Source organism: Peribacillus sp. NPDC076916 (assembly GCF_050269675.1).
Taxonomy (GTDB): Bacteria; Bacillota; Bacilli; order Bacillales; family DSM-1321; genus Peribacillus; species Peribacillus aracenensis.
In genome coordinates, this window is sequence record NZ_JBNNIU010000024.1 from 13,230 (window position 1) to 29,944 (window position 16,715).

The 16,715-nt window shown below is 36.3% G+C and carries 14 protein-coding genes, 1 rRNA gene and 1 pseudogene; 3 read left to right on the forward strand and 13 right to left on the reverse strand.

Annotation, left to right across the window (positions count from 1 at the left end):
- Positions 1 to 339: 339 nt before the first annotated feature.
- The 11 genes and pseudogenes from ACQKFG_RS27495 to ACQKFG_RS27545 form a co-directional block, all read right to left on the reverse strand.
- Positions 340 to 1,680, reverse strand: a complete 1,341-nt coding sequence (locus ACQKFG_RS27495; RefSeq protein WP_427564216.1) for an aspartate aminotransferase family protein — start codon at positions 1,678 to 1,680, stop codon at positions 340 to 342.
- 103 nt (positions 1,681 to 1,783) lie between these two features.
- A pseudogene (locus ACQKFG_RS27500) lies at positions 1,784 to 2,297 on the reverse strand (aldehyde dehydrogenase family protein).
- Positions 2,298 to 2,328: 31 nt separating this feature from the next.
- Positions 2,329 to 2,781, reverse strand: coding sequence for an aldehyde dehydrogenase family protein (locus ACQKFG_RS27505; RefSeq protein ID WP_427564218.1), 453 nt, complete (start codon positions 2,779 to 2,781; stop codon positions 2,329 to 2,331).
- 172 nt (positions 2,782 to 2,953) lie between these two features.
- Complete coding sequence (locus tag ACQKFG_RS27510; protein ID WP_323598910.1) at positions 2,954 to 3,148, reverse strand: hypothetical protein; 195 nt, start codon at positions 3,146 to 3,148, stop codon at positions 2,954 to 2,956.
- A gap of 43 nt (positions 3,149 to 3,191) precedes the next feature.
- Positions 3,192 to 4,871 (reverse strand): hydantoinase B/oxoprolinase family protein, encoded by a 1,680-nt coding sequence (locus ACQKFG_RS27515; RefSeq protein ID WP_427564221.1) that lies wholly within the window; start codon positions 4,869 to 4,871, stop codon positions 3,192 to 3,194.
- Between the two features lie 3 nt (positions 4,872 to 4,874).
- Entirely contained in the window at positions 4,875 to 6,917 is a 2,043-nt protein-coding gene (locus ACQKFG_RS27520) for a hydantoinase/oxoprolinase family protein (RefSeq protein ID WP_427564223.1), read from the reverse strand.
- A gap of 103 nt (positions 6,918 to 7,020) precedes the next feature.
- On the reverse strand, positions 7,021 to 7,260 hold the full coding sequence (locus ACQKFG_RS27525; RefSeq protein WP_252433610.1) for a hypothetical protein: 240 nt from the start codon (positions 7,258 to 7,260) through the stop codon (positions 7,021 to 7,023).
- A 17-nt stretch (positions 7,261 to 7,277) separates the two neighbouring features.
- Positions 7,278 to 8,285: a hypothetical protein gene (locus tag ACQKFG_RS27530; RefSeq protein ID WP_427564225.1), complete on the reverse strand. Its 1,008-nt coding sequence runs from the start codon at positions 8,283 to 8,285 to the stop codon at positions 7,278 to 7,280.
- Positions 8,282 to 8,605: a hypothetical protein gene (locus tag ACQKFG_RS27535; protein WP_427564227.1), complete on the reverse strand. Its 324-nt coding sequence runs from the start codon at positions 8,603 to 8,605 to the stop codon at positions 8,282 to 8,284. Before ACQKFG_RS27535 ends, ACQKFG_RS27530 begins: the two co-directional genes overlap by 4 nt.
- A gap of 203 nt (positions 8,606 to 8,808) precedes the next feature.
- On the reverse strand, positions 8,809 to 9,510 hold the full coding sequence (locus ACQKFG_RS27540) for a FadR/GntR family transcriptional regulator (protein ID WP_427564229.1): 702 nt from the start codon (positions 9,508 to 9,510) through the stop codon (positions 8,809 to 8,811).
- Positions 9,511 to 10,781: 1,271 nt separating this feature from the next.
- Complete coding sequence (locus tag ACQKFG_RS27545) at positions 10,782 to 11,237, reverse strand: N-acetyltransferase (protein WP_323598916.1); 456 nt, start codon at positions 11,235 to 11,237, stop codon at positions 10,782 to 10,784.
- Between the two features lie 469 nt (positions 11,238 to 11,706).
- On the opposite strand from ACQKFG_RS27545, the gene ACQKFG_RS27550 reads away from it, so the two are divergent.
- From ACQKFG_RS27550 to ACQKFG_RS27560, 3 genes are read left to right on the forward strand one after another with little or no spacing between them, the layout of a single operon-like run.
- Entirely contained in the window at positions 11,707 to 12,408 is a 702-nt protein-coding gene (locus tag ACQKFG_RS27550; protein ID WP_427564231.1) for a FadR/GntR family transcriptional regulator, read from the forward strand.
- A 30-nt stretch (positions 12,409 to 12,438) separates the two neighbouring features.
- The gene (locus ACQKFG_RS27555) at positions 12,439 to 13,848 is read left to right on the forward strand and encodes an FAD-binding oxidoreductase (protein ID WP_427564233.1); all 1,410 of its coding nucleotides are present in this window, start codon (positions 12,439 to 12,441) and stop codon (positions 13,846 to 13,848) included.
- A gap of 1 nt (position 13,849) precedes the next feature.
- Positions 13,850 to 15,151 (forward strand): (Fe-S)-binding protein, encoded by a 1,302-nt coding sequence (locus ACQKFG_RS27560; protein WP_427564235.1) that lies wholly within the window; start codon positions 13,850 to 13,852, stop codon positions 15,149 to 15,151.
- Positions 15,152 to 15,606: 455 nt separating this feature from the next.
- Here the strand turns inward: ACQKFG_RS27560 and ACQKFG_RS27565 are convergent, their stop codons facing one another.
- Positions 15,607 to 16,458 (reverse strand): tyrosine-type recombinase/integrase, encoded by an 852-nt coding sequence (locus tag ACQKFG_RS27565; protein ID WP_427564237.1) that lies wholly within the window; start codon positions 16,456 to 16,458, stop codon positions 15,607 to 15,609.
- A gap of 162 nt (positions 16,459 to 16,620) precedes the next feature.
- Positions 16,621 to 16,715, reverse strand: a 5S ribosomal RNA gene (gene rrf, locus ACQKFG_RS27570); the annotation flags it as partial.

Genomic DNA, 16,715 nt, shown 5'->3' on the forward strand with positions numbered 1-16,715 from the left:
AAAAGCCGGAGGAAAGATTGTGAAGGTCAAGATTAAGTAAAAAAGAAAACCCCGGATAAGCGACACTTTTTTATGTGTGTCCGTTGTCCAGGGAATAGTAGTCCATAAAGCTAAACGCCAAATTATTAGTGAAGGTCAAAGTCTAATTTGAAAGCACTTCGTTTCTCACGCGCGTCAGTATAAGTCTTTACTAAATTTTTATATAAATGTTAGGATCAATTCTAACCTGCAATAGCCTGGAGCTAATCATTAACAAGAGATTTTAGAAGTTACTGACCAACTACCCAGGATTATATTAAATGGTCAGACAATGCGTAATTTCCTGCCATCGTCCACACTTTAGATAAGCTCTTTTTCATTATGCTTCAGTTTAACTGCAGATATAGAATCAGATATAACTTCTATCATTTTATGAACCTCATGCTTATTAATGATTAAAGGAGGAGAGAATACAAGCGTATCTTGACCTTCAAAAATAACCGATCTAAACATTAATCCTCTTTTTGCGGCTTCTTTTACAACCAAAGGAGCTAGAGGGTTATTAAACCTTTCATTTGTACTCTGACCTTTTCCTAATTCAATTGCTCCTAATAAACCTAGTCCCCGTACTTCTCCAACCATTTCTTGTTCTTGCTGAATCCACTTGAATCCCTTCAACATCTCTTCACCCATCAATCTAGCATTTTCAATCAAATTTTCTTCTTCAATAACTTGGATATTTCTTAAAGCGACAGCACATGCAGTTGGATGTCCACTGTAAGTATACCCGTGAAGAAAAGTATCCGTAGAAAGTTCAATTAGATCTTCATGAATTTTTTTACTTATTACCACACCACCTAATTGTGCATATCCACTTGTAACCCCTTTTGCAAAACTCATAATATCAGGTATAACACCAAAATGTTCCATCCCAAAGTATTTCCCTGTTCTTCCAAATCCAGTTATAACCTCATCTGCAATAAATAGAATTCCATACTTATCACATACGTTTCTACAATCTTTAAAATATTCCACAGGAGGAACATGCACTCCTCCAGACCCTTGAACAGGTTCCGAAATAAATGCAGCAATAGTTTCAGGTCCCTCTTTTTCAATTAAATCAACAAGGGCTTCTATTGATTGATCTTCTACATGGAAAAAGTCTGGAGAAAATGTATTTGAAAAATCCCGAAATGGTTTTAGACCTGTAGCATTAGTGGCTCCCATTGCTAAACCATGGTAGGATTTATTCCTAGAAATAATCTTCTTTCGGTCTTTTTCGCCTTTCAATATCCAATAATGTCGTACTAGTTTAATAGCTGTATCATTTGATTCCGATCCACCAGAAGTGAAAAAAGTCGTATTCAAATCACCTGGTGTGATTTGAGAAATTTTCTCTGCTAATTTGATAGCAGGCTCATTACTAAAAGTATTAAAGCATGAGCTATATGCTAACTTTGACATTTGTTCCGCTGCAACTTCTACTATTTCATTTCTGCCATGTCCTATATTCACATTCCAAAGTGACGACATTCCATCCATAACTTTATTCCCTAATATGTCATAAAGATAAATACCTTTTCCTTCAGAAAAAATAAAAGCAGGACCTTCTTCTTGTTGTTGTTTTATCGAGGATGTAGGATGTAGAAAGTGTTTTTTATCTAAATCGCCCAACTCTTGAAATCTATTTTTATTACTCATAAGATTAACACCCTTTCTATCTAAAATTTGCTTATTGGTATTACTGGTATTACCATTTAAGAAAGTTCTCTCTACAGTTTTTGTTTATTTGTCAACACATTGTCTAATCTCGAATAATTGTAGTAATCAATTTCATTTCCAGAAAATCGTCAAGACAATCAGGTCCGCCCTCTCTCCCGATGCCACTTTCTTTTATTCCACCAAAAGATCCTTCTACTTGCGATACTACAGTATCATTAATCCCTACCATTCCGTATTCTAATGCCTCAGAAACTCTAAGAACGAGAAAGATTCTCTGTAAATATATATGCCGCCAGACCATAGTCAGTATTATTTGCTTTTTTTACCACTTCTTCCTCAATTTCAAAGCTAAATATAGGAGCAACAGGACCAAATGTTTCCTGATAAGCAATTAACATTTGTTCATTTACACAATCTAAGACTGTAGGTTCATAAAAATAACCATTTTTGTGATGATCTTTATCAGAAACCTTCCCACCAACTACTAAGGTGGCCCCTTTTTGCAGAGCATCCTCTACATGTTTTTTTACTTTGTCTAACCCACTTTTATTCACCACTGGTCCAACATCAATTTTTTCATCTATTCCATACCCCATTTTTAGCGATTGGACTTTTTCCTTAAATAAATTAATAAAATGTATCTTTAATAGACTCCTGTACACAAATTCTATTAGGACATACACAAGTTTGCCCTGTATTGTTAAACTTGCTTCTTACTACTTGATTCACTGTACTCTCTAAATCACAGTCTTCAAAAACAATAATTGGTGCATGTCCACCAAGTTCCATAGAAACTCTTTTAACTTGGTTAGCTGCTTTTTTATATAAAAGTTTTCCCACTTCTGTTGAACCAGTAAAAGTAATCTTCCTAATTCGTTTATCTTCTAATAGGACATCACCTATTTCCTTTGGATTTCCAATAACTCCCTTAGGAACCCCAGCCTTCTCTGCTAGTTTAAAAAATTCAATAGCAGATATTGGGGTTTGTTCGGCTGGTTTTAATACGACTGTGCAACCTGCTGCAAGTGCGGGTTCTAGCCACCATTGAAAGAGGAAAATTCCATGGTGTGATTGCTGCAACCGGTATTTTTAGACCTCCCGTTACAGCTTAGTACTATTAAAACATCACTTATTTTCATATCATACATGGCCTTTCATATGGGTATGAAAGGCCATGTATGACGTTTTTCTTGCTCTTATTTAGATGTTTTATTAGTAATTAGTTATCATATCTAATAATGTAATTTTTTATTTAGATTAATAATTTTTGGGCTTGTTTCTTTTTTTGAACCCTAATCTTTTCCCAATCTACACACCAATCTGAGCAAAATAATGATGGTACTTCATGGATATTTAATGTCTCAATTCTATTCTCATAAACTAATTTTCCGCAAACTGAACATTTTTCATATTTTTCCACATAATAACCATTACTCGAGAATTTCATCAAATCATCTCCTTGTTATTAAATATTTTAATATTCAGGTAATTTAATAGGTTGATAAGGCTGCTTCTTCGGACACAAAACCATCCTTAATATCCTCTTCCAGTTTACTTCTATCTCTATCACATGGATCTCCATATCCACCACCACCAGGTGTAACAATCTTTACTCTATCTCCCTTTTTCACGGTAAGATTGGAGAATTTACTTGAAGAAACCTTTCCATAAGCTTCTTTTACATTTTTCCATTCACTCTCTCCATTTTTCATCACGAGCGTTGCACCTAGTCCACCTTCTTGACCGTTAAATAATCCAAACGGCGCTATTTGATGTCGATCTGACATTTGGCTTACAGTTATTTCTTTTGCCACACATTTTAAAACCTTTTCAGCACCCAATCCACCACGATACTTTCCAGGGCCGCCAGAATCTTGATTTAAATTAAAAGATTCTATAAGCCATGGAAATCTCGTTTCAAAAACTTCAGTTGGTGTCGTTCGACAATTTCCGTTTATCGAGTCAACCATATTATTTCCATCAGCATATGGGCGCGCACCCCATCCTACAGCTTCTAAATCATAACAAACATAGTATTCATCATAGTCATCGTGATGCCCTCCAAATACAAAGTTTAGATGAGTGCCACCTTCACAAGCCATAACCTTCTCTGGAACTGCCTTAGAGAAAGCACCTATAATAGCTAACGCTATTCTTGGATGTGTTTCTGTATTGCCCCCTACTTCCGGTGCTGGGAAATCAACATTTACTACTGTTCCTGGAGGAGCTACTACTTTAATAGGTCTAAAACATCCAGAATTCTTTGGAATTTCAGGGTCTGTAATATGCAATAAGGCATTATAAGCTGCTGAAACAGATACACCATAAGTAGCATTAATCGGTCCACGTGCTTGTGGTGAAGTTCCCGTATAGTCTACAATCACTTCTTCATCTTCCACATACACATTTGCTTTAATCGTGAAAGTCTTATCTTCAATTCCATCATTTTCAATATAATCGTCAAAATCATAATAACCATTTGGAATTTCCTTTAATTCTGCACGCATACGACGTTCTGAGTAATCCAATAGATCATCTACTGTCTTTGTGAAGATTTCTTTTCCATATTTAATGATTAGCTCTGATAATCTTGATTCACCCAAATTAACAGAACTGATTAACGCTCTTAAATCACCATAATTATGTCTCGGTGTCCTTACATTCGCTAGCATAATTTTCCATACATCATCATTGTCTTTTCCTTCGTTAATAATTTTCACAGGAGGTAATCTTATCCCTTCTTGAAATACTTCCGTTGCTTCTGCAGCAAAACCTCCTGGAACGATTCCACCAATCTCTGCTATATGTCCAATGGCGACCGCATAGCCAACCACTTCCCCGTCTATAAAGATAGGTTTAAATAATGTATGTTCTGGAATATGCAATCCCCCTCTGTATGGATCATTATGAAGAATGACATCTCCAGGCTTCATTTCAGAAACAGGTATTTCTTTGATACAGTTATCAATTAAAACTGGCATACCACCAATCATTGCAGGGCAGTAATCAGCAACTGCTATTAATTCCCCTTTTGTATTTGCAAGACCACATGTAAAATCTAAAGCTTCATTAAAAATAGTAGAATAAGAGGTTTTCATGAGAGTAATTCCCATCTCACGGCAAATTGATATCATTGCAGAATTAATAATATTCATTGTTACATAATCCATTTATTAACACCCTTCCTTTGTTTTAATATGAAGATTTCCAAAGTCGTCAACTATTACGATATGATTAGGCCTAATTACTGTTGAAGATGCACTTTCCTCAATAATTGCCGGACCAGCAATTCTATGGCCGGCTAATAGAGTATCTCGATCATAAATAGCTGTTGCCAAAAATTCATCATCAAATCGAACTAAACGTTCATCTTTTGGAACTGCGATTCCTCCATTTACTAAGTCAATATTTTTTAATTTTGCTTTCTCAGGTTTACTGATGACTGTAACTTTGTAGTTAACAACCTCCATCACTTCACCGTCAATTTTGAAGCCAAAGCGATCATTGTGCATATCATGGAAAGTATTCCAAATATGTTGAACATTATCTTCATTAATTTGGGCATAAGTAAAAGGTATATCTAATTCATAGTTTTGGCCTAAATACCTCATTTCAATGGATGTAATAACTTCAAGATTTTCTCTGTATCCTTGTGAAATTAAGTCATTCATACCAGTTTCTTTTAATTCTTGGAATACTTGATTTGCTCGATCAATATCAAAAAACTTAGAGGTCATTTGGACAGTACGCTGCAAATCCACTCGGGCATCACATTGGACAAAGCCAAACGCCGAAAATTGTCCTGGGTACACTGGAACAATACAATTTGGAATACCAGCGATATCAATAATGTCGCTTGCATGTACAGGACCCGCTCCACCAAAACTGAGCATTGTAAAGTCACGTGGATCATATCCTTGTTCAATTAATACCATTCTTAATGCTCCAACCATATTGTTATTGGCGATCTTCACAATTGCCAGTGCAGTTTCTTCTACAGACATTCCTATTTGTTCACCTAGTTTTTCGATAGCTTTATAAGCAGCATCAAAATCAAGTTTCATTTTTCCACCAAGGAAATTTTGTGGATTTAAACGGCCTAATACTAAATTGGCATCCGTTACAGTCGGTTTCTCTCCACCATTGCCATAACACACTGGTCCTGGATGTGCCCCTGCACTTTCTGGTCCAACATTTAGCATTCCGCCTTTATCTATCGAAGCAATACTTCCGCCACCTGCACCAATTGTACGAATATCTATCATTGGTACTTGAATAGGGATTCCCCATTCAATTTCAAAATTCGTCGTAAATTGTTCTTCTCCGTTTACGATTACGGCTACATCTGTACTAGTTCCACCCATATCAAGTGTGACAAGATTATCAATTCCACATAGATTTGCAATTGATTTTCCAGCTACAACTCCTCCAGTTGGGCCTGAAACTGCAGTGTTAATCGGAGCTTGATCAGTAGCATCTATGGTCATAATTCCACCATTTGATTTCATGATTCCCACATTTTTTGTGATGTTCATTTCTTCAAAGTTTTCTTCTAACGTTTTCACATAGTTTGAAACAATCGGTTTAATATAGGCATCTGCAATAACTGTACTGCCTCTTTCGTATTCCTTCCATTTTGGGAGAACTTCATATGAAATCGAAACTGGAATTTCAGGTAGGTATTTTTTAAAGAGAGATTTTATTTCTTGTTCATGTGAGGGATTTACATAGGAGTATAGAGTGTTAATTGCAATAGAATCAATATTGCCTCTATTTCTTATTTCTTCTGCGATTTGTTTTACTTCTTCTTCATTTATTTCCTGTAATACTTCGCCTTTATGAGTTAATCGCTCCGTAATCTCAAAACAGTTCCTCCGTTTTACCAGTGGTTCAGGCTTAATCCAACTGATATCATAATGTTTTTTTCGATTACCCCGTTGAATAAATGGGACATCTTTAAAGCCTTTTGTTGTAATAAATGCCACATTTCCCCCTTTTCTTTCTAAAATTGCATTTGTGGCAATGGTTGTGCCATGACGTATTTGACCTACACTTGTTAGATCATCAAAATTATTTAATCCAGTCAATAAACCATTAATAGGTTGATTAGGAGTAGATAGATTTTTCCAAACTTCTACTTCTTGTGTTTCTGTGTTAAAAGATACAAAATCAGTAAATGTACCTCCCATGTCAATGCCGCAAATGTACTTACTCATACTTGTTCCCCCTTATCAATTCTAACTATTTTAAATATTAAATATTTTATTATTGTAGTTACTTTTCCGTTTAAAGAAATGAAATTCGTTACTGATTCAAAAATTAATGTTTCCGATACTTCTTATCAAAGATTAATGCTATATAAACTAAAGCAATAAGTACTGTTGAAGTAGCGACCCAACGCCAGCCGTCTTGTGAAGTACCTAACGGTTCCCACCAACCATTTAAAATAATAATGATAAATGGAATAACAAATACCATTGAACTTGCAATGACACCACGAATTAAGTAATTGGCTTCTTTTTCGGATATCTTTAAATATTCGTTTTTGATCTCGTCCAATTGGCATTACTCCTTTACTATTCTCTTAATTTACTTATTGAATTGGAAGGCCTTAATAACATAACACTAATTCCAGCAAACATGATTAAGGAACCTATTAATAATGAAGTGCTCCAAGTCCCGCCATAAACAGTCATCGAAAGAAGTGTTGTCCATACAAACCCTGTACTCGCTAATAATCCTCCACCAACAGTTCCTGCTGTATTAATTCCTATATATAGAGCTACAATCATATAGACTCCCCAAGCACCACCAGTTACTGCAGCATATGCCCACCACATAGGTTCTTGAAACATTATACTAGCGATATCTGTAAACTTAGGCATTATTGTGAAGTTAAGAATAATCAAAGCGACTAATGCCCACCCAGCTCTCCAAAACAATGTACTTTCTTCAGGGATCATATCTGAACCTGCAGCAATCGCAAAGTTCTCAACTCCATACATGATGGCAGAAAGCAGTCCCATAGCAGCACCTATCAAAACAATTGTTCCCGAAACACCCTCTGGAGCTGCAATACCCATTCCACCAGATGCAACCCAAATTCCAGCTACTATAAAGATAACTCCTACTATTGTCCACTTTTGCAGTATCTTCTCTCGATAGACTAGCGAAGTAATGACAGCTCCCCAAAATCCAAACAATGCTGCTAAAGGACCAGCAATTGCTCCTCCTACTAATGCAGAAGCTGAAAAGAATAGAAAATCGCCAATCATACCCGTCATAGCTGTAAAAACCCCGTACCATGAAATTTTTGATTTAAAAATTCGAAAATTATCTTTTGCGCTGCCAACCATAAAAGAATAGATAAAAATGGCAAGCAGACCAAACATATATTCAAAAAATTGAAATGCCATTGAACCTGTAGGGAATGCCATATTAAAAGGAGCTAAAGTCCCTGCTGAACCTGCAAAACCAAAAGCTACTCCTAGCATCGGAGCACCAAGTGCTGCATACACCATCCCTATACGAACTTTACGAGATTCTTGCAACATTTTAATTTTTTCTAAAGACTCGGCGTTCATGCAGTGCCCCTCCCCGTAATTACATTTCCTATTTTTAAACCTAATTCATCGATAATTTTTCGAGGTGAGAGTTGGTAATCAATAAATTCCTTATGACGTGCTTGTATTTTATACTTCCTTAAAATAGAGCCATTGTGAGTTACCACCTCCACTTCATCTGTCCAACTTTTATTCGATAACTCAAGTAATATAGAGCGAATTTTACTTAGTGATTGTTTATTGTAATGATTCTTCAATCCTTGGTATATTTCATACTCCCAAATTCCATCTTCGGAAAAATATAAAATTGAATAAATAGAATACTTTAAAGGTGGTTTCACTTTTTTCACTCCTAACTATAATTTCATAATATTGTCTAGCCAGTTTGCACATAACAATGCAGTAATAACAGCAATTACAATACTTACTGTAGCAGGAATCCCAGGGTGAAAAATCGGTAGCTTCTTATCCATTTTTTACAACCCCTTTTTTGTTTTTTCGTACAACTAAAATCTTAGTACATCACCCCTTTCAAAGTAGTTGTTTATATTACTTTATCACTCTTAAGTAAACTGATTTCTTCACCGAATAAATTCATATGATCCTCCATTACTAATATCGCACGATCAACATCTCTTGATTCAATTGATTTTATCAACATCCAATGATGTTCTTGAGCTTTATCCATTACATTGATAAAACTACTTGTATAATTAGTTAATAAGAAAGTCGTATGTTCAGTCATATCATAGAATGAATTAACTAAAACAGAAAAAATTGGATTTTGAGTTGAACTAGTTAAAGTCCTATGGAATTTTAAATCCCAATCTAAAAAACTACTGATACTGATGTCTTCATCCATTTGCTTACAAATGCTTTTTAATTCTTCGATATTGTCACTACTAGCCTTTTTAACAGCTAATTTAATGACTAAAGTTTCAAGTCCATGACGAACCTCCTGGATATCTTCAATAGAGGAGTCATATTTGTCAATTACTCTTTTCAAAGTTTCAGTAACTAACGTATCTTTTATCTTTGTAATATAAGCTCCTTTTCCTGGTTTTATGGTAATTAACCCTTTTTCTCTGAGAATGGTAAGTGCTTGCCTAATCACATTCCTACTTACATTGTGCGCTTGTGTTAATTCTCTCTCAGAAGGAAGTTTTTCTCCTTCTTCATAAATTCCAGTGTTAATTTTGTTCTCTATTTCTTCAGCTACTTCGAAATATAATAAATTCCCACTCATCTCTTATCACCTTAATTCTATTAATTGGTTACACCGGTATTACCAGTATGACCAGAATAAGCAAATGCTTTAAAAAATAATATGTTATTTAGTTCTTGATGTAATCTTATAAAAAGATAATCAAGTGCACCATCATAATGTCATATTTTATGATGGTGTTTTTTTTCGTTGGCTATGTGTAAATCAGAATAAAGTTTAAAAGTTATTTTTAAATTTGTCTGAATATTATTAATTAAATTTAAATTAAACTAACTATTTGCTTTTGTCAATCTTTTTTCTTGAATATTATTCCATTTATGCATTTGTAATTTTTAAAGAATCCTTGTGATAAATACCGTTTTCTTTGGGATCAGACTACGCCGATGTTGAGCTTAAAAATTCCTAGATATCAAAATATAATTTGACGTTTGGTAAGTTATAGTTACTATTCTTTATATTTTCAGAACAAATATCAAAATAAAAAAAACTATCGCTTTAATATGCAACCCACTTTAGTTATAAAAATTGTTATATTGATTATCTTTAAATAATATTTGCATCTAGAGAACAGTGAGGAAAGGAGTTTGCCAATAATGATTATATTTAACCCATTAAAAACAAATAACACTGAACGCTACAAAAGCCTTTCTCAAAGGGTTTTACACTTGTTCTAAAAACGTTTTGGAATAAAAGATGATACACTTGATTTCTCTGTAATATTATCTACTGTCCCTAGTGCAGCGGCACCCATGTTTACTCAAAATCATTTCTGTGGGGCACCCATTCCAATTGGAAAAGAAAATATCGCAATTGGACAATTAAGATGTTTTGTTAAAATAAAAATAGTAAAAATGCTAAAGTGGCAACGGAAGACGAAGGAATAGCCAATGTGAAAGAGATCATTCATCTTATTGGAGGAGAATTAAACATTCCACCTGAAGATATAATCCCCTCATCCCCAGGTGGAATTGTAAACAATGGCAATTGATAAAATTAGAACGGGAATCAACGGACATAAAGATTCATTTGATTGAGGGTGGATTTAAAAAAAATGCTGAAGCAATAATGACTACTGAAACAACGTTAGTTGGTATTGCCAAGGGGTCTAGAATGATAGAACCCAATATGGCTACCTTACTTTCCTCCAATATTCTAAACTATTTTTACAGAAGCAATAAATAAATCTTATAATATGGTAAGTGTCGTTACTGACACAAGCACAAGTGATAATGTTGCAGTATGCCCCCTTTAATTAGGACAGCCATAATTGAATGGACTCTTTGATATTTTTTTTATCCAATATAATTAATCATTGCAACTTCATCACAAGAATTAAATTTTGGGCAATTCATACAATCAATCCATACTTTTTCAGGCAAAGTATCCTTTGAAATAATTTCAAAATTACATTTTTTAAAAAACTCCGTTTCGTATGTTAATGATATTAATCTGCTAATTTCCAGTTGTGAAGCTTCATTTATAATATGATTAACTAACTTACGACCTATACCTTGACCAGAATGGTTGGGAGCTACGACTAATGAACGTACCTCTGCTAGGTCCTGACCTAAAACATGTAATCCGGCAACCCCAAGTATTTTATTATCCTCTTTCATGACATACATACATTGTAAATGTTGATATAGTGATAATTTTGTACGAGGCAAAACTACTCCTTGTTCAGCGTGAATTTGTATTAAATTATAAATATATTTAACATCACTGGTTACTGCATGATAAATATCCATATTTTATCCCCTTTTAGATCTTAGAATGGTTATTATAAAAATATACCATTTTGCATCTTTATGCAAATAAATGTTTTTTTATTCACACCAACACTATAGCGGCTCCCCACGTAATGAGAATACGTGCAATCCTTTTCGCGCCCGGACTTTTTCTGCATCACATTGCTTGTAATTTAAAACAAAAGTTCTTCCCTTTTAATATTCAGTTTACAGTTTGCGAAACCGGGTTGTAGTCATAAAGAAAACTCTTGATTAACTCAACTGTTTTTTATACAATATTTGTAATACAAATATTCGTTTTTGTTGTTTAATTAAGGGTTATTTCTTTATTAAGTTCAATTTGAAAGCGCTTTCTATTTGTATTTCTAAAAAAAGAGAATAAATTCTTAATATATTCCATAAATATGTCATACAAAATTTTTAGTTTTTATCCTTCTCTTTGATAAAACATGAAAGGTGATAGATAATTTTGTCCCAAAAAGAAAATGTTTCTCAAATGATCTCTCGTGAATTATTAAACATGATTGAAACAGGGCAGTGCCGTCCAGGCTCTAAGCTGCCAACGGAAAAAGAGTTAACTATTCTATTTTCTGTAAGTAGGACAACCATTCGCGAGGCATTGAGCATGTTGCGTGCAGCAGGTGTCATTCACTCCCGTCAAGGCGGGGGAAGCTATGTAGAAGAAACAACAAGTTCAACATTCTTTCAGCACATGCAGGTTGAAAGTGATGATGTTGAAACAATTAAGCATCTATTTGAAATGCGCAAGGTTTTGGAGCCTGAAGCTGCCTATCTAGCTGCCTTAAGACGTACACCAGAACAACTTAATAAAATGAAGCAAATTTTAAAGATAATGGAAGAGGAATCTATCGAAAAAGGTACGACTGCTATGAATGCTGATATAGATTTTCATTCTTCCATTATTAGGGCTACACATAATCCAATTATGATTCAAACGCTAGAAAGCCTATCTTATCTCTATGAAAAAGCGTTAAATATCACCCTTCGTCCAAATGAACAATTAAAACTAAAACGTAAAGCTGTCTACGAAGAACATCAGAGCATTCTTCTGGCAATTGAATTAAAAGAGCCTGAATTGGCTAAACTTCAATGTCAAATTCATTTAAGAAACGCCGAGAAAAAATTAAGGTTGTTCTTACAAGATTATTAAATATGGAATTACAGAAAGGATGATATTGAAATGAAGATAGTTACCTCCAATCACTCTCGGGAAATAAAAGCAATTATCAAAACGGGAAGAGTCTTAACAAATGAAAGTGATCGCTTCAGCTATTCATTCGACGCTTCTTTTGGAACCTATTTACCTGATCTCGTCATTCAGACAAAAAGTGTAGAAGAATTGGTATCCCTCGTAAAGTATGCGAACCGCGAAAAAATCCCTCTTTATCCACGGGGCCAGGCCACCAGTCTAAGCGGAGGACCTCTTTCGGTTAATGGTGGTCTCATACTTGATTTATCTGTAATGAATGATGTACTAGAAGTTCACGAAGAAGACCTTGTAGCTGTGGTTTCTCCTGGTGTATTGACAGCGAATATTCATAAAGCAGCTGAAGAAAAAGGATTTATGTATCCCCCAGACCCCAGCAGTTCTCACGTCTCGACAATCGGAGGCAATTTAGCTGAAAACTCTGGCGGACCTAGGGGGCTGAAATATGGTGTGACGAAAGATTATGTTATTGGACTTGAAGTGATTACACCCGAAGGCGAGCTCATAAAAACGGGCGGGAGAACTGTAAAGAATGTAACTGGGTACGACTTAACAAAACTGATTGTTGGTTCAGAAGGCACACTTGGCATCATTACGAAAGCAGTGCTTCGGCTTATTCCGAAACCGAGGGCTACTGTAACAATGATGGTTATTTTTGATAGCTTAGTAGATGCAGGAAGTGCGATCTCCAAAATTCTTTCTTCCGGTATTTTCCCTTCAAAAATGGAACTGATGGATCAGGCATCAATTGTAGCAGTTGAGCAATTTGAACCACTTGGCTTACCTGTTGATGCGGCAGCACTTATTTTAATTGAAATGGATGGTCATCCACTTGCTTTGCAGGAAGAAATCGCTCAAGCAGCAGAGTTGTGTCGTACTGTGGGGGCAAGAGAAGTTAGAATTCCAAAAGACAAAGCCGAAGAAGCAGAACTATGGAGAGCACGTAAGCTCGTATCGCCGGCCATTGTCCGCATTAAACCAACGAAAATTTCAGAAGATGCTACTGTTCCCCGCAGTAAAATCCCCGAAATGTGTGAGAGACTTCAGGAAATAAGAGATAAATATGGTGTGCATCTCGTGGTTTTTGGACATGCAGGAGATGGCAACCTGCATCCGAACATCATTTGTGATAAAACGGATCATGAAGAAATGAGCCGCGTTGAACTAGCTGTTTCGGAAATTTTCACGGCTGCGATCGAGCTTGGAGGAACATTGTCTGGCGAGCACGGTATTGGAATCATGAAAGCTCCGTTTATGGAGATGGAGCTAGGGGCAGCTGGCCTCGATATGATGAAACGGATTAAGAAAGTATGGGATCCAAATAACATAATGAATCCAGGGAAAATTTTCCCTGAACCAGGTCAAAAATTGGAGTTGAACTGATATGGAAGCATCTCTTAAACTGTTAAGGAAAGAATTTCAATACGATAAAACGAATAATTGTGTTCAGTGCGGCTATTGTTTGCCTGTGTGTCCGACTTATATCGCATTCGGAAAAGAGACACACTCACCCCGTGGGCGGATTAACTTAGTGAAAATGGTCGGTGAAGGAAAAATTACAGATTTGTCTGTTCTCGAAGAACCATTCGATTTGTGTTTAGGCTGCCGGGCGTGCGAAACAGCCTGCCCGACAGGTGTAGAGTATGGTTCCCTTTTAGAGGCCACACGCGCCGCACTTGTCAAACGCAAAACTTTTTCTATTCCCATACGACTGCTCCGAAAAGTGCTCTTGAATAAGGTTTTCCCTAGCAGGAAGATGATGAACGTCACTGGCCACTCCATTTGGCTTTACGAAAAAAGTGGGATTCAAAAAGCGGTCCGTAAATCAGGTATTATGAAAAAGCTCCCTTATAATCTTGGTGCATTTGAATCAATCATGCCGGAACCTTTAGCACCAGCGGAACGGGGGTGTGCCCTAACAGAAATAAAAGCAAAATTGAAGCGGAAATATAAGGTAGCCTTTTTTACCGGTTGTATTATGGACGCGATGTTCCACCGTATTAATCAATTATCTATTAAGCTCCTTTCGGAAGCGGGCTGTGATGTTATCGTTGTACCGAAACAAACATGCTGCGGCGCATTGCACGCACATTCTGGAGAAATAGATGAAGCACGTATGCTTGCCAAGCAAAATATCCTTGCTTTTGAAAAAGTGGATGCTGATTTTGTTGTCAATAATGCTGGCGGATGCGGTTCTATGTTATATGAATACGGTCATTTGCTTTCAGGTGACAGCGAATGGGCAGGCAGAGCAGCAGATTTTTCATCCAAATCAAAGGATATCAGCCAGATTCTAGTTGAATGCGGATTGCCGAAATTGAGAGCACGAACAGGCGAGAGAGTAACATATCAACGTTCTTGCCATATGACGAACGTGCAAAAGGTAAAACAAGAACCAATCAAGTTGTTAAAGCAAGTTCCCGGAATACATTTTATTGAAATGGATCAGGCTGACATGTGCTGTGGATCTGCTGGCATTTATAATATTGTAAACTATGATGCTTCCATGCTTATACTCGATGAAAAAATGGAGCACACTAAAGCTACAGACGCAGCTGTTATTATTACAACCAATCCTGGGTGCCTATTGCAGATGAAACTTGGGATTGAACGTGAAGGCCTCACGGAATCAATGCGCGCCCTCCATCTGATTGAGTATTTAGCTGAAGCAGCCGGAATCGTTTAAATTCTATCGGGCAGATGACCAATGGTTACCTGCCCAAAGTTTTGTCGTACATTTTATTTAAGGCTATCTCCATGATTAAACCGATAAATACGTCAAAAAGGACTTCGGATCATCCCGAAATCCTTTTACTGCAATTTTAGGCTGATGTGTTTTCCTCTGAAGAATAGTGATCAAAGCAAACCTCCTTTATCACTCACGTGCCCTTAAATATTGAGTCACAACATACTTCTTTTAATCGCATTTTTCAAATGCGTCCACATCGCTTTTTGAGATTTATTCGGATCCTTTTCCTCTATAGCCTTATAAATGGCCATAAGCACTTCCTTACTCCTGTTCGAACGTATACTCTTATTTCTTAATTTCATTTACGGATTTTAAAAACTTATCTGAAAAAAGCATAACATGTTGGACTAGCATCATATTTTGGCTGGCCTTTACGACCGGTATTCCCAATCCTACGAATTATCAAAAGTATTTTCAATGGCTGATTCCAATTCTTCTTTTCCTTCTCCTATATAACGTTTGGTCATGTTCAAATCTTTATGCCCCATCAATTTTGAAACGGTTTGAAGGTCTATCCCCTTATCGATTAATGTTTGGCAGAACGTATTCCGCAGCTTATGGGGAGTCGCATTATATTTATTCAGCATATATTGCACGGACCTTGGCGTGATGCGCTGATTCACACTGGATATGAAGATGGCCTCCGTTTCCATATTTAAAAATTCCTTGTATGCCTTGATCTTTTCACTAGCAGTCATGGAAAGTGGAATCTTCCTGTCTATATCACCCTTTGAATCCCGGATGAGGATATATTGCCTTTCTCCCTCTTTTTGAATGTCGCTATGGTTCAAATCACAAAGTTCGGACACCCGGATACCTGTATGAATCATTGTGTAGACAATGGCAATATTCCTGAAATGCCCAGAAGCCTCGATTTCTTTTAGGAGAGCAGCTTGCTCAAGCATGTTCAGGGCTTTTGGCGGATCTTCTTTCTTTTCCTTTGCTTTACGATCGATGTTGAGGACGATTTCGGGTTTATCAAGGAACCTGGAAAACATGGTAATGGCTGAATAATGCTTTTCAATCGTTCCTGCACTCTTGTTTGACTGTTCCATATCGTCTAAATAGGATTGGACATGGGATTTTTCAATCTCTTCCGCCTCATCTTTAAACCATTGAAGAAGCTGGGAGATAACTCCCACATAGGTTTTAATCGTACCATCGGATTTATTTTGACCCATTAACCATTCCGCAAAAGAATGAAGAATTTGTTTATTGTCCAGGATTTCTTCTTTACCGGTCATTCGAGAAGCCCCCTACCAAAATCATGCTTTTAATAAGCCTTACCAACGAATGGTGGAATTTATACAAAAAAACCTTAGTATAATCCTAAGGTTTAGAATGCGTAGATAGGATTTGAACCTGTTTATACGGGTTTATGAATCCTAATTGATGTGATAAACATTGCTTGGCGGCGTCCTACTCTCACAGGGGGAAACCCCCAACTACCATCGGCGCTGAAGAGCTTAACTGCCGTGTTCGGAATGGGAACGGGTGTGAC